At 67.2% G+C, this 19,656-nt stretch carries 15 protein-coding genes; 9 read left to right on the forward strand and 6 right to left on the reverse strand.

Annotation, left to right across the window (positions count from 1 at the left end; genetic code table 11):
- The first annotated feature begins 7 nt into the window (after nucleotides 1-7).
- The 3 genes from mdlC to QX070_RS01745 are packed head-to-tail and all read left to right on the forward strand — an operon-like array spanning nucleotide 8 to nucleotide 3,758.
- Nucleotides 8-1,654, forward strand: coding sequence for a benzoylformate decarboxylase (gene mdlC, locus QX070_RS01735; RefSeq protein ID WP_409999148.1), 1,647 nt, complete (start codon nucleotides 8-10; stop codon nucleotides 1,652-1,654).
- Nucleotides 1,655-1,687: 33 nt separating this feature from the next.
- Nucleotides 1,688-1,978 (forward strand): hypothetical protein, encoded by a 291-nt coding sequence (locus tag QX070_RS01740; RefSeq protein ID WP_315734261.1) that lies wholly within the window; start codon nucleotides 1,688-1,690, stop codon nucleotides 1,976-1,978.
- A gap of 4 nt (nucleotides 1,979-1,982) precedes the next feature.
- Complete coding sequence (locus QX070_RS01745) at nucleotides 1,983-3,758, forward strand: hypothetical protein (RefSeq protein ID WP_315734263.1); 1,776 nt, start codon at nucleotides 1,983-1,985, stop codon at nucleotides 3,756-3,758.
- A gap of 428 nt (nucleotides 3,759-4,186) precedes the next feature.
- On the opposite strand, the gene QX070_RS01750 is transcribed toward QX070_RS01745, so the two are convergent.
- Nucleotides 4,187-5,881 carry an outer membrane beta-barrel protein gene (locus QX070_RS01750; protein ID WP_315734265.1) on the reverse strand — a complete coding sequence of 565 codons (1,695 nt, stop codon included), beginning with the start codon at nucleotides 5,879-5,881 and terminating at the stop codon, nucleotides 4,187-4,189.
- Nucleotides 5,882-6,304: 423 nt separating this feature from the next.
- Nucleotides 6,305-7,102 carry an SDR family NAD(P)-dependent oxidoreductase gene (locus QX070_RS01755; protein ID WP_315734267.1) on the reverse strand — a complete coding sequence of 266 codons (798 nt, stop codon included), beginning with the start codon at nucleotides 7,100-7,102 and terminating at the stop codon, nucleotides 6,305-6,307.
- An 86-nt stretch (nucleotides 7,103-7,188) separates the two neighbouring features.
- On the opposite strand from QX070_RS01755, the gene QX070_RS01760 reads away from it, so the two are divergent.
- Complete coding sequence (locus QX070_RS01760) at nucleotides 7,189-7,662, forward strand: MarR family winged helix-turn-helix transcriptional regulator (RefSeq protein ID WP_315734268.1); 474 nt, start codon at nucleotides 7,189-7,191, stop codon at nucleotides 7,660-7,662.
- Nucleotides 7,663-8,448: 786 nt separating this feature from the next.
- On the opposite strand, the gene QX070_RS01765 is transcribed toward QX070_RS01760, so the two are convergent.
- Both QX070_RS01765 and trhA read right to left on the reverse strand, forming a co-directional pair.
- Nucleotides 8,449-9,240: an SDR family oxidoreductase gene (locus QX070_RS01765; protein WP_315734269.1), complete on the reverse strand. Its 792-nt coding sequence runs from the start codon at nucleotides 9,238-9,240 to the stop codon at nucleotides 8,449-8,451.
- Nucleotides 9,241-9,264: 24 nt separating this feature from the next.
- Nucleotides 9,265-9,960 carry a PAQR family membrane homeostasis protein TrhA gene (gene trhA / locus QX070_RS01770; RefSeq protein ID WP_315734270.1) on the reverse strand — a complete coding sequence of 232 codons (696 nt, stop codon included), beginning with the start codon at nucleotides 9,958-9,960 and terminating at the stop codon, nucleotides 9,265-9,267.
- A gap of 191 nt (nucleotides 9,961-10,151) precedes the next feature.
- On the opposite strand from trhA, the gene QX070_RS01775 reads away from it, so the two are divergent.
- Together QX070_RS01775 and QX070_RS01780 are read left to right on the forward strand one after the other, a co-directional pair.
- Complete coding sequence (locus QX070_RS01775; protein ID WP_315734272.1) at nucleotides 10,152-11,615, forward strand: YcjX family protein; 1,464 nt, start codon at nucleotides 10,152-10,154, stop codon at nucleotides 11,613-11,615.
- On the forward strand, nucleotides 11,612-12,640 hold the full coding sequence (locus tag QX070_RS01780; protein WP_315734274.1) for a TIGR01620 family protein: 1,029 nt from the start codon (nucleotides 11,612-11,614) through the stop codon (nucleotides 12,638-12,640). Before QX070_RS01775 ends, QX070_RS01780 begins: the two co-directional genes overlap by 4 nt.
- A gap of 3 nt (nucleotides 12,641-12,643) precedes the next feature.
- Here the strand turns inward: QX070_RS01780 and QX070_RS01785 are convergent, their stop codons facing one another.
- Nucleotides 12,644-14,191 carry a glycosyltransferase family 39 protein gene (locus QX070_RS01785; protein WP_315734276.1) on the reverse strand — a complete coding sequence of 516 codons (1,548 nt, stop codon included), beginning with the start codon at nucleotides 14,189-14,191 and terminating at the stop codon, nucleotides 12,644-12,646.
- A 184-nt stretch (nucleotides 14,192-14,375) separates the two neighbouring features.
- On the opposite strand from QX070_RS01785, the gene QX070_RS01790 reads away from it, so the two are divergent.
- The 3 genes from QX070_RS01790 (at nucleotide 14,376) to QX070_RS01800 (ending at nucleotide 18,018) form a co-directional block, all read left to right on the forward strand.
- Entirely contained in the window at nucleotides 14,376-16,103 is a 1,728-nt protein-coding gene (locus QX070_RS01790; protein WP_315734278.1) for an adenylate/guanylate cyclase domain-containing protein, read from the forward strand.
- Between the two features lie 253 nt (nucleotides 16,104-16,356).
- A complete protein-coding gene (locus QX070_RS01795; protein ID WP_315734280.1) occupies nucleotides 16,357-16,557 on the forward strand; it encodes a cold-shock protein in 201 nt (66 codons plus the stop codon).
- A 252-nt stretch (nucleotides 16,558-16,809) separates the two neighbouring features.
- Nucleotides 16,810-18,018, forward strand: a complete 1,209-nt coding sequence (locus QX070_RS01800; protein ID WP_315734282.1) for a CoA transferase — start codon at nucleotides 16,810-16,812, stop codon at nucleotides 18,016-18,018.
- Nucleotide 18,019: 1 nt separating this feature from the next.
- Here the strand turns inward: QX070_RS01800 and QX070_RS01805 are convergent, their stop codons facing one another.
- Nucleotides 18,020-19,594: a hypothetical protein gene (locus tag QX070_RS01805; protein ID WP_409998859.1), complete on the reverse strand. Its 1,575-nt coding sequence runs from the start codon at nucleotides 19,592-19,594 to the stop codon at nucleotides 18,020-18,022.
- Between the last annotated feature and the right edge of the window lie 62 nt (nucleotides 19,595-19,656).

The following is a 19,656-nucleotide window of genomic DNA, read 5'->3' on the forward strand; positions in this document are numbered from 1 at the left end:
CCTCGCAATGACGGTCATTCGAGGAAACGCCGTGCCAAAAACCACAAGAACAACAACCAAACCCGTCACCGTCAAGCAGGCCACGTTCGAACTGCTGCGCGCGTTCGGCATCAAAAAAGTCTTCGGCAATCCCGGCTCGACCGAGCTGCCCTTCCTCAGCGACTGGCCCGACGACATCGACTACGTGCTCGGCCTGCAGGAGGCCTCGGTGGTCGGCATGGCCGACGGCTATGCCCAGGCGACGCGCAATGCCGGCTTCGTCAATCTGCATTCGGCGGCCGGCGTCGGCAACGCGCTCGGCAACATCTACACCGCGCATCGCAACCAGACGCCGCTGGTGATCACCGCCGGCCAGCAGGCGCGCGCGATCCTGCCTCTACAGGCGTTCCTCTATGCCGAGCGTCCGTCCGAATTCCCGCGCCCCTACGTCAAATACAGCGTCGAGCCGGCGCGGCCCGAGGACGTGCCGGGCGCGATCGCCCGCGCCTACTACACCGCGATGCAGCCGCCCTGCGGGCCGACCTTCGTCTCGATCCCGATCGACGACTGGATGCATCCGGCGCAGCCCGTTGCCGCGCGCAAGGTCAGCCGTGAGCTCGGCCCCGATCGCGCCGCGATGGACGAACTGGCGGGCGCGCTCGCCGCCGCGAAGAATCCCGCGCTCGTGGTCGGCCCCGGCATCGACCGCGCCGGCTGCGTCGAACTGATGGTCGAGGTCGCCGAGAAGGCCAACGCCGCGGTCTGGGTCAGCCCGTTCTCGGCGCGCTGCTCGTTTCCCGAGCGCCATCCGCAATTCCAGGGCTTTCTGCACGCCTCGCCCGGACAATTGTCCGACGCCCTGAAGCCGCACGACCTCGTCGTCGTGTTCGGCGCCCCGGTGTTCACCTTCCATGTCGAGGGCCATGCCGCGATCTTCGACGGCGCCACCACGCTCTATCAGGTCACCGACGATGCCGAAGGCGCCGCCGTGCCGCCGATCGGCACCAGCATCATTGCCACCATGCGGCCGGCGCTGGAGCTGTTGCTGGAGTTGCTGCCGGAGACCAGGCGCGCGGCGCCGAAGGGCCGCGTGCTGCCGGCCGCGCCGAAGCCGGCCGATCCGATCCCGGTCGACTATCTCCTGCATACGCTGGCGCAGGCGCTTCCGGCGGGCAGCGCCGTGGTCGAGGAGATCCCCTCGCATCGGCCGCTGATGCACAAGTACATGCCGATGCCCGGCGCGGATTCGTTCTACACGATGGCGAGCGGCGGACTCGGCTACAGCCTGCCGGCGGCGGTCGGCTTGGCGCTGGGGCGCACCGCGGGCCGCACGGTGTGCCTGATCGGCGACGGCTCGGCGATGTATTCGCTGCAGGCGCTGTGGACCGCCACGCAGCGCAGGCTGCCGCTGACGGTCGTCGTCATCAACAATTCCGGCTATGGCGCGATGCGCTCGTTCAGCCAGGTCATGCAGGTGCGCAACGTGCCCGGGCTCGAGCTGCCCGGCCTCGATTTCGTCAAGCTCGCGGAAGGCATGGGCTGCGATGCAGTGCGCGTGAGCCATGCCGCCGAGCTCGCCAGTGCGCTGACGCGAGCCCTCGCACATGCCGGCACGAGCCTCGTCGAGGTGATGGTCGACGCCGCGGTCCCGCTGCTCTACGCGCAAAAAGGCTGATCCGCCGTTCGCACAGCGGACGACTTGTCAATCATGACATATGCGACAATGCGTCGCATCTTCAATGGCGGCAGCATGGCTCGCCGCGAAATGCTCATCGGCCCGCCGCAACCGTGCGACCGGCGTACCGACGGCAACCGCTTGTTTCAGAAGCTTTCTGTTCCCCTGCGCCATCTCGTCGCGGCCGGCTCGCCGCAAACATCGCGAAATCCTGCCGTCAGCTTGCAGGCAGACGCCTTGCTGCTTGCAAGGTCCGACCATGCTGCAAGCCAAAATCATTTTCAAAAGGTTCCATCATCCAATCCAGCGTACCAAGGGAGTTGAGCTGATGGCGGACAAGAAGAACCTTCAAACCGCGGCGTCGAGGACCGATCTCTATTGCCATGTCAGCGTGCTGGCCCTGATGACCGCCCTGACGATGACGGCGCTGCCGCATCGGGCCCATGCGCAGGCCATGACCACCGCCCTTGCCACTTCGGCCACCACCAACGCCGCCGCGAAGGCGGCGCAGGATGCGGCGGCGAAGGCCGCAGCCGCTGCCGCCGCCAAGGCGGCGCAGGACGCAGCTGCCAAGGCTGCGGCGAAGGCGGCGAGCGATGCCGCTGCAAAGGCGGCAGCTAACGCCGCTGCAAAGGCTGCAACCAACGCCGCCGCCAAGGCCGCAGCCGACGCCGCTTCAAAGGCCGCCGCCAACGCCGCCGCAAAGGCCGCGACCAGCGCCGCCGCCAAGGCGGCTGCAACGGCAGCCGCCACCGCAGCGAGCACGGCAGCCAAGACCGCCGCCGCAACCCCGACCGCCACGGTTGCAACGGCCAGCACCGCGGCCAAGCCCGTCGCGGCCACCACTACGGCGGCCAGCACAGCCAAGCCCGCCGCGGCCGCCACCGCGGCAACGACGACGACTGGCACGGCCAAGACTGCAACCGCGACCACCACGGGCACGAGCACGAGCGCTGCCAAGCCGGCCGCGGCTGCCGCAGCGACGGCAACCACCACTGTCGCCCTCGCAAAGGCCACCGCCACGCCTGCAGCCGCAGCAACCCCGGCCAAGGCGGCGGCCGCGGCGTCGAGCAGCACCGATGCCGTCGCCAAGGCCAACGCGGCGGCCGCGGCCGCCGCGCAGACCGCCGCCACCGCCGAGGCGCAGGTCGCCGCCGACCGCAAGGCGATCGATGTCGCGCGTCAGGCCGAGCAGAACGCACGAGGCGCCGCGATCGAGGCCCAGGAGCAGGCCGAGAAGAACCCAACCGCGGCCAACCAGGCGGCGGCGACGGCGAATGCCGCGAAGCTGACGGCCGCCTCGGCCGCGCTGCAGGCGGCCTTCCAGAAGCTCGACAAGGACATCGACGTCTCCAACGAGGCCAAGGAAGCCGCCAACGCCGCCAAGGACACGGCGCGCGAGACCGCCGAGGCCGCCGCGAAGGCGGCCCAGCAGGCCGGCCAAGCCGCCGGAAACGCCAACAATGGTGGCAACGCCAACAATGGCGGAGCGGCGGCCGGCAACGGCGGCAACAACAACAATAACAACAACCAGCAGAACCAGGCGGCCCAGGAAGCCGCCGAGCAGGCCGCGCTGCAGGCGGCGTTGAAGACCGGCGAGCAGGCCCGCGCGGTCGCCCAGCAGAAGACCCAGGCCGCGCAGGCGGCTGCGACCCAGAACCAGAAGACGGTCGAGGCCGCGCTGAACCAGAAGATCGGCACGATCGATGCGACGGTGGAAGCGGCCGAGCAGAAGGTGAATGCCGACCGGCAGGCCCTGGAGCAGGCGCGTCAGGCGGCACAGCAGGCCAAGCAGGATGCGCAGGAGGCCGCCGAGGTCCTCGAGCGTGCCAACAATGCGGCCAACCAGGCCGCGCTGGCGGCGGCCCAGGCCAAGGCGCAGACCACCGCCAACGCCTTCAACCAGGCCAATGCGACGCTGAACGCCGACAACCAGGCCCTGACCCAGGCGCGCGAAACCGGCGAGCAGCAGGAGGGGGCGCTGCGCGCGGCGGCTCAACAGCAGATCCAGGCCGGCTACACCGCCGCTCAGCAGGCGACCCAGGCCGCCTGGGCCGAGGCGCAGCAGATCGGCAACGCTGCGCTGGCCGCGCTCGAGCAGTAACGCGATTGCGGTCCGCGTCGCCGACCGGCAGCGCGGACCCGCTCATAACAACAAGACCATCACCAGCCACATGCCGAACCGATCGGGGACGGCGCACGCGTCGGCGACCTGACCTCACCCCGCCGCGTGAGACGCGCCCCGGTCCCCCCCCACCGCCCGGCATGCCATGCCTTGAGCCCCGCCCCCCTGCGGGGCTTTTTTTGTGCGCGACCGAGCGATCATGTCGCGGCCATCCTTCGAGCGCCGGTATCGGAGCCAGACCTCATGGTAAGGAGCGCCGCTCTTCGGCGCGTTCAGGCGATGCTCTGCATCGCCCTGAGAACCATGAGGCCCGGAGGGCGCCGCCATGGGAAGGCCATCTGCAATAGCCCTGCGGGTCGGCGGTGATGTTGGCGACGACGGTCAGCCAAACGGCCCCCATCACACGCTCAGTACTGGACACGCACGCCGACGACGCCGACCACCGCCATGAAATTGTTGAGCGCGATGTTGGAGCGGGTCCATTCGGTGCGGACCTCGCTCTTCAACTGAACGTTGCGGTTCATCTTGTAGGTGCCGCCGGCGGCGACGAACATGCGCTGGTCGACGCGGCCGATGCCGACGAACTGATCCTGGCCGTAGCCGCCGCGCAGCGTTCCGATCAGCCACGGCTCGAACTGATGATCCATCTGCAGGATCACGTCGCGGGACAGGATGCCCGAGACGTTCATCGCCGGCGTCTCCGAGGCCTGCGAGCGCGCCACCAGCACGAAGGTCGTGGTGTCGGTCGCGGCCCATGCGAGCGTCGCATCCGCGATCACGCCGCTGACGTTAGGCATCAGCGGCGAGTCCATGCGGCGCGTGAGATAGCCGACCGAGGCTTCGCCGGTCAGCGATCCCATGTTGACGACGGCGCCGCCACGCGCGGTGATGCCGCTGGAATCGCGGCGCTGGCCGTTGAAGTCGACCTGCAGATCGTGGTTGCGCCGATCGAAGCTCATGTCGACGAACGGCGAGATGTTCGGCGTCAGCACATAGGTGACGCGGACCTGCGCGCCCGGCTGGGTGTAGTTGCGGTCCTGCGTCCGCAGCGGCACGTTGGCCGTGATGACAGCATCGTTGAAGACGACCCGGTCGGCCGATCCCTTGAACGCGATCTCGGCGGGACCGATCTTCTGCAGCACGCCGGCGCTGCCGCCGAAGCTGGTGGCCCGCGGCAGCTTGAGCGCGCCCGGAAGCGTCAAGGCGTCGTTGACGAAACGCGCCTCGCCGGTGACGGCCGTGCCCTCGGTGACGTCGTAGCGCCCTTGCGCGCGCGCCTCGAAGGTCGGATGGCTGATGGAGCGGACGTTGGTGTCCTCGGTATAGGCGCCGCGGAAATCGGCGTTGAGCTGATGCCGCTCCCATTGCGAGCGGACCGCGACCTCCGTCGCCACGATCGCGACCGGTGAGCCCTGCCCGCCGTTGCGCCGGGTGGGATTGGTGTCATAGCCGGCCAGGATCTCGACGGCCGGCTTCACCAGGAACGACCCGACCGTCATCCCCGTCGGATCGTAGGGCTTCGCATCGGCGGTCACCGGCTGCGGCTTCACCGTGTTCAGATTGCGATCCGGAAGAACGTCGCGGTTGCGCAGCACGGCCGCGGGCTGGGCGGCTGCCACGGTCTCGTCCGGCTTGGCCGGCGGCGCCCCGGCGGCTGCCGCGGGCTTTGCCGCGATCTGCCGTGCGGCCGGTTGCGGCGCGGCGCGTTGAGCGTCTCGCGCCGGCTCGGCCGTGGCCACGCGCGCACCACGGGCGGGCTGAAACGCGGAGAATCCGAAGCTGCCGACCGACGCGCCGGGCCTGCCCGGCGCGGCCAGCGACGGCGCGCCGGCCTCCCGCACCGGACGCAACAATGCGCTCACGCCACGCGGGTCCTGGCGCATCATCAGCGTCCGGCTGTCGTTGGTGATCCGCGGAACGTTGTAGTAGATGCTGCGCGCCGTCACGTGACGGAAGAACAGCCGATCGGCGCGTCCCGGGACGACGTCCGTCGGCTTGGCCTTGATGGTCTGCTGTCCGGACGCGGCATCCACCACCATCACGGTCAAGAGCAGCACCTCGACGAGCGCGAGCGTGACCCCGCGGTGGGATCGCGTCACCATGAGCCGCTTGGTCCGCACCGCGAACGCGCCGGTCTTTTGTCGTGAATGAGCCTGCAAAGCAATGCCGGAGAGTATGCCAATATCACGCGACGACGTCAGGTCGGGGCGCCGCCGCAACGACTACGCAGCGCATGCTCGCGACGAGCTCCCCTTGCCTTGCAGATAGCCGGCAAACGTCGGCGGAAGTTTTGCCGAGCTGGGACGATTTCAGGCGAGATTGAGAGGTGTTCGCAATGAACCGCCGCGAAGCGGCGCCGCGGCATCTCCGCGTTCGCAGACAGCACTAATTAGTTGAAACGAGGACAATCGTTGCGCGGGCTTCGCCAAAGTCGGCGAAATTCGGACTTCGGCATGATGTCGTTTCGACGATCATTCGCCCGAGACCGGCTTCGGCGATCGCGGGTCTTGCGCCGTTGCCGCCGTTCAGGAAGCCAAGAAGCCGCCATCGGCCGCCAGAACGTGGCCGACGACGTAGGACGACGCGTCCGACAACAACCACAGCACGGCCTCGGCGATGTCCTCAGGCTGCCCCATCCGGCGCAGCGGCAGGCCGGCGGCGACGGTCGCGACGTCGCCGACACCGGCGCGCAGCATCATGTCGGTGACGACACGTCCGGGCGCAATCGCGTTGATCCGGACGCCGCGCGGTGCCGCCTCCATCGCGGCCGATCGCGTCAGCGAAATGACGGCCGCTTTCGAGGCCGAATAGAGCGCAAGCCCCGCATTCGGATTGCGCACGCCGCTGACGGAGGCGTTGATCACGATGCGTCCCCGGCCGCGCGCATACATGATCGGCAACTGCGCGCGCAGGCACAGAAAAACCGAGCGCACATTGGCGTCGAACACGTCCGCATAGACGCCGTTGCCCTGCTGCTCGATCGGCGCTCGGCGCTCCTGGACACCGGCATTGTTGAAGGCCGCATCCAACCGGCCGTAGCGCTCCAGCACTGCCTGTACCAGGCTCGCCACATCGTCCTCGCGCGTGACGTCGGCTTTCACCGCGAGGGCCTCGGCCCCGAGCGCCCGGCATCGTGCCGCCGTATCGGCCAGCTCGGCCTCGCGCCGCCCGGCGACGACGACCGCCTCCGCGCCGTCGGCGGCGAGCTTCAAGGCGGCGGCGCGGCCGATGCCGGAGCCGCCCCCGGTGACGAGGCAGACCTGCCCCTGCATGCGCGACGCCGCGGTCAAGCGTGCCTCGGCCGTGAGCTGCGTATCACCCATCTCCGACCCTCCGGCGATATGGCGTCGTCGATGCCACGTTGCATCGGCTATTTGTTGTATGATACAACTATATGGCAGGAGTCAAGATGCCGGATCCCGATCTCACGCTCGTCGACGACATCCGCGCCGCCTCGCGCCTGATGGTGCGCGAGCTCGGCTTCATGGAATCGACGCTGGCCGCCACCGACCTTCCGCCGTCGGCGGTCCACACCATCCTGGAGATCGGCCTGCGCGGCCCGCTGACCGCGATGCAGCTCGGCACGATCCTGCATCTCGAGAAATCCAGCATCAGCCGCATGGTCCGCAAGCTGATCGACAGCGGCGAGTTGCAGGAGACAATCGATTCCGGCGACGCCCGCATCAAGCCGCTCTGCCTCACCGCGAAGGGACGGAAGACGCTCGGCACGTTGCACGCCTTCGGCCGCCAACAGGTTCGCGGCGCCCTGTCGTCGCTGTCGAAAGCCGAGCAGCGCACGGTGTGCGAGGGCCTGTTGCTGTACGCCCGCGCGCTCGAAGCCTGGCGCGCGGCAGAGCAGGACATGCAGCCGTCGGAGCCATGAGCGCGCCCGACGGGCAGATTGCGCATACGCACCATGACGAAACTGCCCGTCGTGTTGAAATGCCGCAGCATGCGGCCTTGCGTCGTCGGGCAAATCAGGACGATCTTTCCGCGCATCCCGCCTCACCACGGAGGGGCGTTGCGCGCGATCGTCACGACACGCGAGGCGGGATGCGATGGCCGTGGCCATGCCGCAGCGTAGCTTGCTACGCGGACGAACGGCGTGGCCGCGGACGTGAAGTCGCAGCGTCCTGACACCCCGATGCTGGTGTTACGTTCGCGATGGCGCTGATGCGCCGCGCGGACAATGGTGGCCAACAGCCCGGCGCACCAGGGAGACTGCGTATAAGCGTGAAGACCATCGCGCAGGGAATGCCGGTGATCGGCTGCACCTGTGGTACCTGCCGCCTGCATTTTTTGCTGCAGGCGGGCCATGGGTGAGGCCTTCACCCGGCATTCCCTGCGCCCTCCCATGTGTTGGAGGGTCGTGTCGACCGAACCACTCGGGCGTGATCCGCCGCGAGGCCGTAAGGTCGTGTCAGAAGCTGTTTGAGATGTGAATCGGGCGAGCCTGAGCGACACTGCCGTAGGGTGGGCAAAGCAGCCGCCCGCAGGGCGGTCGCGTGCCCACCGTCGATCTCCGCACGCGGAGCAAATGGTGGGCACGGCGCGCGAGGGAGCGCGGCATGATGCACACAGTATCGCCCGCGCGCCTTTGCCCACCCTACACGCTTAAAATTCGCAAGCTTATGCGCGGTGCAAGTGAATGCGCCCTCTCCCCTTGGACCTACTTAAATTCCTCGCGCATCTTCGCCTGGATCTTGGCCATGCCGCCGAGCCAGCGGTCGTAGTTCTCGGTCTTCTTGCGCATGTAGCCGAGCACCTGCGGATGCGGCAGGATCAGGAAGCTCTCCTCGGCAAGGCCCTTCAGCACGTCCTGCGCGACCTGCTCCGGCGTCAGATCGCCGTCGCCGGATTGCGGGCCCTTCGGGATCGCGCGCAGCATGTCGGTGTCGACGCCCTGCGGACACAGGATCGAGACCTTGATGTTGTCAGCCTTGTGCGAGATCGCGAGGTTCTCGGCAAATCCCACCGCGGCATGCTTGGTGGTGGAGTAAGGCGCGCTGCCAACCTGCGACAACAGGCCGGCCGCCGAGATCGTGTTGAGGAAATAGCCGCCGCCGCGCGCCTTGTAGCGCGGGATCAGATGCCGCGCCGCATAGACATGAGCCATCACGTGGATGGCCCAACTGCGCGCCCACGGCTCGTCGGAGGTGCCGCCGGCATTCACCGACAACGGGTCGAAGCCGCCGCCGATGCCGGCATTGGAGCAGAACAGCGCAATGGGTCCGAACTGCCGCTCGGTCTCCTCGATCACGTGCCGGATGTCGGCTTCCTGGGAGACGTCGCATCTGAAGGCTGCGCCGCCGATGCCATCAGCGACGGCCTTGGCTCCGGCTTCGTCGAGATCGGCCACGATCACCTTGGCGGCACCGGCCTTCGCAAAGGCCTCGCACAGCGCCTTGCCGATGCCGCGGGCTCCGCCGGTGACCACAACAATCTTGCCGGTCACCTGCATGCAAAGCCCTCCTCGTGGAATTTTCTAGGTCAAGACCAGATCGAGCACCGCGGTATAGTGAAAGCCGGCGCCCAGCAACACGAAACCATGCCAGATCGCGTTCTGGAAGCGCAAGCGCCGCCACGAGTGGAAGATGACGCCGAGGCTGTAGAGGATGCCGCCGGTGAGCACGCAGGCCAGGACCGAGGCCGGCATCACCGAGATCACCCGGTCGTACATCATCACGCCGCTCCAGCCGAGCGCGAGATACAGGCCGATCGAGAGCGCATCGAAGCGCCCGGGCCAACGCAGCTTCAGCACGATGCCGAAGATGGCGACGCCCCAGACACCGAGCAGCAGCGCGGCCGAGAATACCGTATCCTTCAGGGCGGCGATGAACGGCGTATAGGTGGCTGCGATCAGCACGTAGATGGCGGAGTGGTCGAAGCGGCGCAGCACCCATTTGGTCGGCGACACCGGCCACAGATTATAGGTTGCCGACAGCGTCAGCATCGAGAGCAGTCCCGCGACGTAGATCGACACCACCACGATGTCGACGGCGCTGGCATAGATCGAGGTCAGCACGACGAGCACGGTTGCGGCGACCAGCCCGGCGGCGATGCCGACGACGTGGACGACGCCGTCCGCGATCATCTCGACCCTGTCGTAGTTCCAGCGCATTGCGCCGGTGGCGGCATGGACGGAGGTCGAGGCGAACTGCTTCAGTTGAAATACGGTCATGTCAGAACCTGGTGCCGGTTTTCCGGGACAATTGTGTCGGAAGGATTATGGTTTCCAGTGGTCAACGTTCCGTTCAAAGTCTGGTTCTATCCGGAAACGGGCCGGAATTGTGAGCTTGAATCCGGCGTTTTGCATCGCCACCTGTCAAAAATCGCTCACGCCCTTTTCAACTGCGAATTCCCCCTCCTCCCATGGTGACCTTTTCCGAACTCGTCGAGGAAGCGCGGCTCTCGGCCCGTGCCCTGCTCGATTATGGCGAGAGCTTCCTCAACCCGACCATCCGCCTCGGCGTCACCGGGCTGTCACGGGCCGGCAAGACCGTGTTCATCACCGCGCTGATCCATGACCTCGTTCGCGGCGGGCGCATGCCGGTGTTCGAGGCCTTGGCATCGGGCCGCATCGCCCGCGCCTATCTGACGCCGCAACCCGACGACGGCGTGCCGCGCTTTGCCTATGAGAGTCATTTGCGGGCGCTGGTCGCCGAGCGGCGCTGGCCGAGTTCGACCGTCGACATCAGCGAGCTCAGGCTGGTGATCGAATTCCAGCGCGCCAACGGCGCCGAGCGGACGCTCACGCTCGACATCGTCGACTATCCCGGCGAATGGCTGCTCGACCTGCCGCTGCTGAACAAGAGCTATGAGCAGTGGGCGCAAGAAAGCCTCGCGCTGTCGCGCAGCGAGCCGCGCGCGCATGTCGCCAAGGACTGGCACGCGCATCTGGCGACGCTCGCCCCCGAAGGCCTGGAGGACGAGCCGGCGACCCTGGAGGCGGCGCGGCTGTTCACCGAATATCTGCGTGCCTGCCGCGACGAGCGCTTCGCCATGAGCCTGCTGCCGCCCGGCCGCTTCCTGATGCCGGGCAATCTCGCGAGCTCGCCGGCGCTCACCTTCGCGCCGCTCGACGTGCCGGCCGAAGGCCAGGCGCCGAGCGGATCGCTGTGGGCGATGATGGCGCGGCGCTACGAGTCCTACAAGGACATCGTGGTGAGGCCGTTCTTCCGCGACCACTTCGCCCGGCTCGACCGCCAGATCGTGCTGGTCGACGCGCTGGCGGCGTTCAATGCCGGCCCCGAGGCGCTGCATGATCTCGAGGCCGCGCTGACCGGCATTCTCGATTGCTTCCGCGTCGGGCGCGGAAACATGCTGACGGCGCTGTTCCGGCCGCGCATCGATCGCATCCTGTTCGCGGCCACCAAGGCCGACCATCTGCATCACACCAGCCACGACCGGCTCGAAGCGGTGCTGCGGCGTGCCGTCAACCATGCCGTCTCGCGCGCCGAGAGCACGGGCGCTGCGATCGACGTCGTGGCGCTGGCCGCGGTCAGGGCGACGCGCGAGGCGCTGGTCGCCCGCGGCCGCGACAAGCTCCCCTCGCTGCTCGGCACGCCGGCGGCCGGCGAAAGCGCCAATGGCGAGATCTTCGACGGCAACACCGAGGTCGCCACTTTTCCGGGCGAGCTGCCGGCCGACGCCGAGGAGCTGTTCAAGGGCGGCGCCTATCGCGGCCTGTCGAGCGCCGCCGCCGACGGGACCGATTTCCGCTTCCTTCGGTTCCGCCCGCCTTTGCTGACCCCAGATGCTGGCGCCGAGCCCGCTTTGCCCCATATCCGCATGGACCGCGCCCTTCAGTTCCTGATCGGAGACCGGCTGCAATGAGCGAACGCGCCAAGCCACGTCGTCCCCAGACCTTCCGGCTCGACGATCCCGACGTCGTCGTGGTCGATGCCGAGGAGGCCACCCGGCCGGGCCGCGGCACCATCCAGATCACGCCGGAGGCCGATCCGGCGCAACTGCCGGTGCAGGTCGAGACCATACTGCCGGCGCGGCGCGGCTTTGGCTGGGGCGCGCTTTTTTGGGGCTCGGTCGCCGGCCTCGTCCTGCTCGGCCTCGGCCTCGGCGTCGTCAGACTGATCGAGGATCTGTTCGCCCGCAGCGAAGCCCTCGGCTATGTCGGCGCGGGGTTCGCGGCCGCAGCCGCGATCGCGTTGGCGGCCGTCACTGCCCGCGAAACCTACGGGCTGGTGCGTCTCGCCACCATCGAGAAGCTGCATCAGCGCGCGGCCGCGGTGCTGCTGTCCGACGATCGCGCCGAGAGCCGCGAGGTGGTCACCGAGCTGCTGCGGATCGCACATGCCAATCCCCGGCTGGCGCGTCCGCGTGCCGCGCTTGCCGGCCACGCCGACGACATCATCGACGGCGGTGACATGATCAAGCTCGCCGAGCGCGAGCTGATGGCGCCGCTCGACATCGAGGCACGGCGGCTGGTGTCGGTCGCGGCGCAACGGGTTTCCGTGGTCACGGCCGTGAGCCCGCGCGCGCTGATCGACGTGCTGTTCGTCTTCGTGGCAAGCTTGCGGATGATCCGTCAGCTGGCGCGGCTCTATGGCGGCCGTCCCGGCGCGCTCGGCATGATCAGCCTGTTGCGCCACGTCGTCGCGCATCTCGCCATCACCGGCGGCATGGCCGCGAGCGACAGCCTGATCCAGCAGGTGCTGGGGCATGGCATCGCGGCCAAACTGTCGCAGCGGCTCGGCGAAGGCGTGCTCAACGGACTGCTCACGGCGCGGCTCGGCCTCGCGGCCATCGACGTGACGCGGCCGATGCCGTTCGCCGCGCTGCCGCGGCCGGCGCTGGCGGATCTCGCCAAGGATCTCCTGCGCAAGCAGGAGGACCAGGCATGAAGCTCAGGCCCGCGGCGTGTGATCGGGGTCACCGGCGAGCCAGCGCCATGGGTACAATGGCGAGTCCGGTGGCGGCGCCAGCTCCGGCGTCCAGCCCGTCAGCTTGCCGAACGCGTAAGTGTCCATGACGTGGCCGCGCCAGCTCCGCTCGACATGTCCGAGCGGCTCGCGGTGCGCGGTCGTGTCCGCCAGCAGCGGGCCGGCATTGTCCGGCTCGCGCACGACATAGAGGCCGGCATGTCCTGCGATCAGGTCCATGCCGGGATCACGGAAGCCGATGAAGCGGGCACGCTCGTTGATCTGGACCACCGGCACGCGGCCTCTGAAGAACCACCGCATCATTGCGTAGGTGCGGTAGTCGGAGGTTGCGATCCAGGTGGCGCCGGTGTTTGCCAGTTCCTGCTCAACGCGCGCCGCAACCTGCTGATAGCCCGCCTCGGCGCCGATCGGATCGGCTCGTCCGAGGAAATTCCAGGGCGCTGCGACGTAGTAGAGGAAGATCAGGACCACCATGGCAATGCCGCTGACGACGGCGATGCGCGCCCAGCGCACGGTCGATCGGACGAACCAGGCGGATGCGCCATCCTGCGTCAGCTTGACGATGTTGATCGCGACCGCCGCAAACCCGATCGGCCACATGAACATCGGCCAGGTGTCACCGATCCGCAAAGTGAGCGACTTCCAGAGGAAGTAGAGGAACGGCACCAGCACCGCCGTCGACAGCAGAATCGCGACCGGCTCACGCGTGCGACAGCCGCGCCAGGCCGTGAGCGTCAGCGCCGACAGCGTGACCGGCAGCAGGACGAAGCCGACCTGTCCGAATTGCAGTCCGATGTAATCGCCCAGCGTCCGCAACGAAAAATCATGCGGCGCCGTGGCGCGAACGAACTGGAAGCGGAACGAGGCCCAGTCGTGCTGAACGTTCCAGATCAGCACCGGCGAGAACACGGCAAGCGCGATCAGCGCCGCGCACCAGGGATAGGGGCTGGCAAGCCAACGGCTGCGCCAGGCCGGAACGAGCAGGAACGCCGCCACGCCCGGCAGCAGCATGACCACCGTGAATTTGGACAACAGCGCCAGTCCACCGAACAGGCCGGCCGCGAGCCACCAGCGGCCATCGTCGCTCTCGGCGAGGCGCACCAGCGCCCAGATCATCGCGAGTGCAAACGGGATCGCCGCGACATCCGGCGCCACCTTGGCCATCAGCAGGCCATAGTAGAGCGCCGCCTCGGGCAGCAGCACCGCGAGGATCACGGCCCGCATATCGTGAGTGGTACGGCGAACGATGTCGGCGAGCAGGAGCTGCGTCACCCCCATCGCGAGGATGCCGGCAAAGCGAACACCGAGATTGGTATCGCCGAACAGGGCAGTGCCCAGCCGGATGAACCAGGCGATCATGGGCGGATGATCGAGGAAGCAGAGCTGCAGCTCCTTCGACCAGGTCCAGTAATAGGCCTCGTCGGTGCGCAGATCGAGCGTCCCGGCATAGACGATGCGGATGATCGTCATGCTCGCGATCACGGCCGCAGCCATCAGCCACGCAGCGCGCATGGACCGAGACTCTGGGCTGTCGATGCCTGGGGAAATGGCCGTCACACGGTGCTTTTCCCCGACTCCGCCGGGCGAGTCAACGTTCCCGCGCACAGCTCGCGCCGCCGGATGACCGCCGTCACCAGCCCTCTAGGACAACAGGGAATAAATCTCTAGCATTGCCGCTCCAGATCATACGGACCACATGACCATTTCGATTTACCATCGTTTGCAGTCCGCCTGTCGCGGCATCGGTGTGCGGCAGGTGCGGCTGATCTGCGGCTTCATACTCTTCAGCTACCTGCTCAGTCATTTTCTCAACCATGCGCTCGGCAACATCTCGCTGCAGGCGCTCGCCGAGGGCGTGTCCTATCATGTGGCGTTCTGGCAGTTTCTTCCGATCGCCGTGCTGTTCTATGCGGCCGCTCTTACCCATGGCGGGCTCGGCGTGTGGGCGCTTTATCAGCGCCGGCAATTCAGCCGCAGCACGATGGAGCCGCTGCAACTGCTGCTCGGCCTGAGCATTCCGGCGCTGATCTTCAGCCACATCGCCGGCGTCCGCATCGGACAGACCCTGTACGGACAGGAGAAGCTGTACCCGCAGGTTTTGTACTCGTATTGGACCGGCCCGTCCTGGCGGATCTGGTTGATGTCGGCAGCCCTGCTGACGTCATGGGCGCATGGCTGCATCGGGCTGCACTTCTGGCTGCGGCTCAAGCCGTTCTACAAGCGCGCGGCGCCGTGGCTGCTCGCCTGCGCCGTGCTGCTCCCGGCGCTGGCGCTGCTCGGCTTCTACCGTGGAGGTCGAGACGTCATCGCCGCCAACGCAACACCGCAGTGGCGTGCCGAAAATCTTTCATTGAAGCAGACCGGCACGCCATCTGAACAGGCGGTGCTGGAGACCATCATGAACGGCTTTCTGGTCGGCTATGGCGGCCTGATCGGCTTGGCGCTCGCCGCGCGCGGCGTGCGAGCAGTCCATGAGCGACGTGGCGGCATGGTCACGCTGTCCTACAACAATGGCCGCTCCATCCGGGTGCCAAAGGGTTTGTCCGTGCTCGAGGCCAGTCTGCGCAACAACGTACCGCATGCCAGCATGTGCGGCGGCCGCGCGCGCTGCTCGACCTGCCGCATCAGGGTGATCGGAGATCCCGGCGCGCTGCCGCCCCCCTCGCCTCGCGAGGCCTTCGTGCTCGCGCAGATCGGCGCGGCGGACCCGTCGGTCAGGCTGGCCTGTCAGTTGCGCCCCACTGACGATCTCTCATTCTTTCAACTGTTCATGCCGAACCCGACACCCGGCGAGCGCGGCAGCTCGCGTGCCGGAATCGGGCAGGAGCGCTACCTCGTCAGCCTGTTCGTCGACATGCGCGGATCGACCGGCCTCGCTGAGAAACGGCTGCCGTTCGACGTGGTGTTCATCGTCAACCGCTTCCTCAGCGCCGTCTCCCAGGCCGTGCTGGCGAATGGCGGGCAGCCCAATCAGTTCGTCGGCGACGGTATGCTCGCGCTGTTCGGACTAGCCGCCGATTCACATGTCGCCTGCGGCCAGGCAATCCAGGCAGCGCGTGACATCGCGGCCAACATCGCCGAGCTGAACGCGTTCCTCAGCCATGATCTGCATGAGCCGATCCGCTTCGGCATCGGCATTCACGGCGGCGAGGTGATCGTCGGCGAGATCGGCTATCGCGACCACATGGTGTTCACCGCGCTGGGCGACGCCGTCAACGTCGCATCACGACTGCAGGACATGACGAAGATCCTCGGCTGCCAGGTGATCATCTCGGACGAGGTCTACGCGCGGGCGCGACTCGCCTCCGACATGCTGCCGCAACGCGAGGTCGAGATTCGCGGCCGCGCCGAGCCGATGCGCGTCAGGACGGCCATGGATGCCGCCGAACTCGCTATGCTCTCGGACGAAGGGGCCGCGGCATGACGCGTTGCGTTGAACCTGTTTGCAGCCTGCGCTGTCATACCGAGAACGGTTGCAGCGGGTCCGCGGTGACTGGCGGAACGGTGGCGCTACGGTCAAAAGCCGCAAAGCCGCCACGATATCGATCATTTCGGGCCAAAACCGCCCGCGGTTTGCGCTATCACGCCTGTCGCAACCGCAGTAGTCTTGAATTCCGGGCCTGACGGTTTGCGGGGACCGCCGGCTCGTACTCGGATTGGTCCCGCGGAGGCGACGTATGGCTAAAGGTACGGTCAAGTGGTTCAACCCGACCAAGGGCTATGGCTTCATCCAGCCCGCGGCCGGGGGCAAGGACATTTTCGTTCACATCTCCGCAGTGCAGAAGGCCGGGCTGACGACCCTCAACGAGGGCCAGACGATCGAGTACGACGAGATCGCCAACCGCGGCAGGAGTTCGGCCGAGAACCTGAAAGTGTAGTGGACCAATTGGCGCGCCATTCCGCCTCGCGGCTTTTCGGCGCGATCGTTTCCCTCACCAAGCCAGCATGATTGTCGACACGTCGAAATAGACAGGAGCGGTGCCCGCTCCTGATCACATCTTTACGTTTGTTTGTAGTTTCGGCTCCCTCCCCGCCATTGCCTCGCTCGCCCGACCTGGGTCAAATGCGCCTCGAACCGCGCCGTCAGCAGAATTCCAGCGCGCGGAAACAAGCGACGGGAGCGACGCATCATGGACGACAAGGGCATTTTCCATGGCCTGAAGGTGCTGGACTGCGCGAGCTTCATCGCGGCCCCTGCAGCCGCCACCGTTCTTTCCGATTTCGGCGCTGACGTCATCAAGATCGAGCCGCCCGGCGCCGGCGATCCCTACCGCAACCTGCCGAACCTGCCGGGCTATCCGCGCAGCGAGCATAACTACGCGTGGTATCTCGAAGCCCGCAACAAGCGGAGCCTCGCGCTCGATCTTTCGAAATCCGAAGCTCAAGCCGTGCTGCAGCGGCTGGTGAGTGAAGCCGATGTCTTCATCACCAACTTCCCGCCGTCGGTCCGCGCCAAGCTCGGCCTCACCCACGAAAAGCTGGCGCCGCTCAATCCGCGGCTGATCTATGCGTCGTTCACCGGGTATGGCGAGAAGGGCGAGGAAGCCGACAAACCCGGCTTCGACAGCAATGCCTATTGGGCGCGCTCCGGACTGATGGACCTGGTCCGCGCCGACGAGAGCACGACACCCGCCCGCTCCGTCGCCGGGATGGGCGACCACCCCTGCGCGATGGCGTTCTATGGCGCGATCGTCACGGCGCTGTACCAGCGCGAGAAGACCGGCAAGGGCTGCCATGTCGCCTCCAACCTGATGGCGAACGGGGTCTGGGCGGCCTCCGTGCTTGCTCAGGCCAAGCTTTGCGGCGCGACCTTCGTCGAGCGGCGGCCACGCGAACGCGCGCTGAACGCGGTCGCCAATCATTACAAGTGCCAGGACGGCCGCTGGATCATGCTGTCGCTCCTCAATGAGGAGAAGCAGTGGCCGATCCTCGCCCGTTGTCTCGGCCGAGAGGAGCTGATCGATGATCCGCGCTTCGTCACCAAGGCCGATCGCCACGCCCGCTCGGTCGAGCTGATCCACGAATTCGACGTGGTGTTCGCGACCAGACCGTTGGCCGAATGGCGCCGGGTCCTCGACGGCAGCGGGCTCGTGTTCGGGGTGGTCGGAATTCTCGACGACATTCCAAACGACAGGCAGATGATCGAGAACGAGGTGCTGGTGCCGTTCGAGAACGACACCATGCTGACCGTCAACAGCCCGATTTTCATCGACGGCCAGCGCAAGGTCACCCCGCGCAAGCCGCCCGGCATAGGCCAGCACAGCGACGAGATCCTGCGCAGCGCCGGCTTCGACGACGAGACCATCCGCGACCTGCGCGCGCGCGGCGCGGTGGCCTGAGCTAGCGGGTCGCGATGAAGCACATGCCGAACCGCGTCGCCGGGCCGGTCTGACAGGACAGGTTCGCGGCGCAGGTCCAGGTCGAGAAGCTCTTGTCATTGTCCGCGGCCGCGGCGTGGCTCGCGTAGCAATGCCCGCCCCAGCCGTCGTTGTAGACCGTGCCGACGAGCTCATCGCTGCCGCGCAGCTGCGGGCGGCTGGCGAAGCCGCGCGAGAAATCCGGAGTCCGCCCCTCGGCAAAGGCGTTGAGGATGTCGCGCCGGCGGACCTGGTCGCCGAAGAAGTGCGGCGAGCCCGGCACCACGACGGTGTTGGACGGCTTCTCCGCCATCCAGTCGACGCCGGGAAAGTGAAAGCCGCCGATGCCGCGGGTCTGATGGCAGCCGCCGCAGCTCGAATCGTTGAGGCGGCGCTCGAAGCCCGCGACCGACCGGATGTTCTGCAGCACGATGCCCTGCGCGGCCGCCTTCTCCAGCGCACCGACCACGTCGGCCTCGGTGAACACCGCGCCCTGCCCGGCCGCGCTCCCCTGCACCAGCCCGTAGGCCGGCAGCAGATCGGAATTGACGAATCCGACCGGGGTCGGCGCCACCGCAACCTTGGCCAGGAACTGCTCGGGGATCACCGCGGTGCCGCGGTCGAGCTCGCCGAGATGGACCGGGTCGAGCAGCCAGGCCTTGAACTCGCGCGCCAGAGCGGCATCCGCCAGCAGCCGGTCGCGATCGACCTGATCCTCCAGCACCGCCTCCTCGAACGTCCCGCTCGCGGCCTGATAGTCGAACACCTTCATCATGTAGTCGGTGCGGAAATCGCGGATCGCCGATTTCGGCGCATGCGCGATCTGCAGGTTGGTCTCGATGCGGTGGATGTTCTCGGGCCTGATCAGCGCCAGCGGGCCGTCCGGCGCCGTCAGCTTCGCGGCAAGCTCCGGGCCGGTCAGTTGCAGATCGGACATCGCCAGCCAGCGCTTGGCGATCTCGGCACAGCTCGGCGAATTGCTCTTGGCCTCCGCATCGCTGCGCGCCTTGAGCACGATGTTGAGCGTCATCGGCAGCCGCGGCGAGGCGACCTCGCCATCTTTGGCCTCGGGCGGCGTGGTCCGCGTCAGGCGGTACAGCAGCCGCACCTCGCCGCAATGGTCGGGATCGACGAAGGCGCGATCCATGCGATTGACGACGCCGGCCAGCACGAAGCGGGCATCGGACGAATCGAGCATGGTGCGGTCGAACAGCTGGAACGCGTAGGACGTGCCGACGCCAATGCTCTCGTTCGGCAGCGTGGTCTTGTGCTTGTCGACATAGCGGTCGAACTCCGCGTCGAGCGCCTTGCGCACGGGAATCATCGACGGCAGCGCAAACAATGCCGCGTCGGTCAGCGGCGCATCGCTCGCGCGCGCAAGCATCTTCCCAAGGCCGAACGCGCCGTTGTCGAGCTCACGCAGCGCGAACGGCTCGAGGATGGCGGCGCCGCGCTCGATCGGCGCGCTCTCGTCCGCATGAGCGAGCTGGCCGCAGCACAGCATGACAAGGCCGAATACCGACAGTCGCAAGACGCGCCTCCTCGCTTCCACGAACATGCAATTGAGGGCCTGCTAGTCCTCGAAGATAGCCGAAAGGCGGGCGGCTTCGGACAATTGTG

The organism is Bradyrhizobium sp. SZCCHNR1093 (assembly GCF_032381175.1).
Taxonomy (GTDB): Bacteria; Pseudomonadota; Alphaproteobacteria; order Rhizobiales; family Xanthobacteraceae; genus Bradyrhizobium.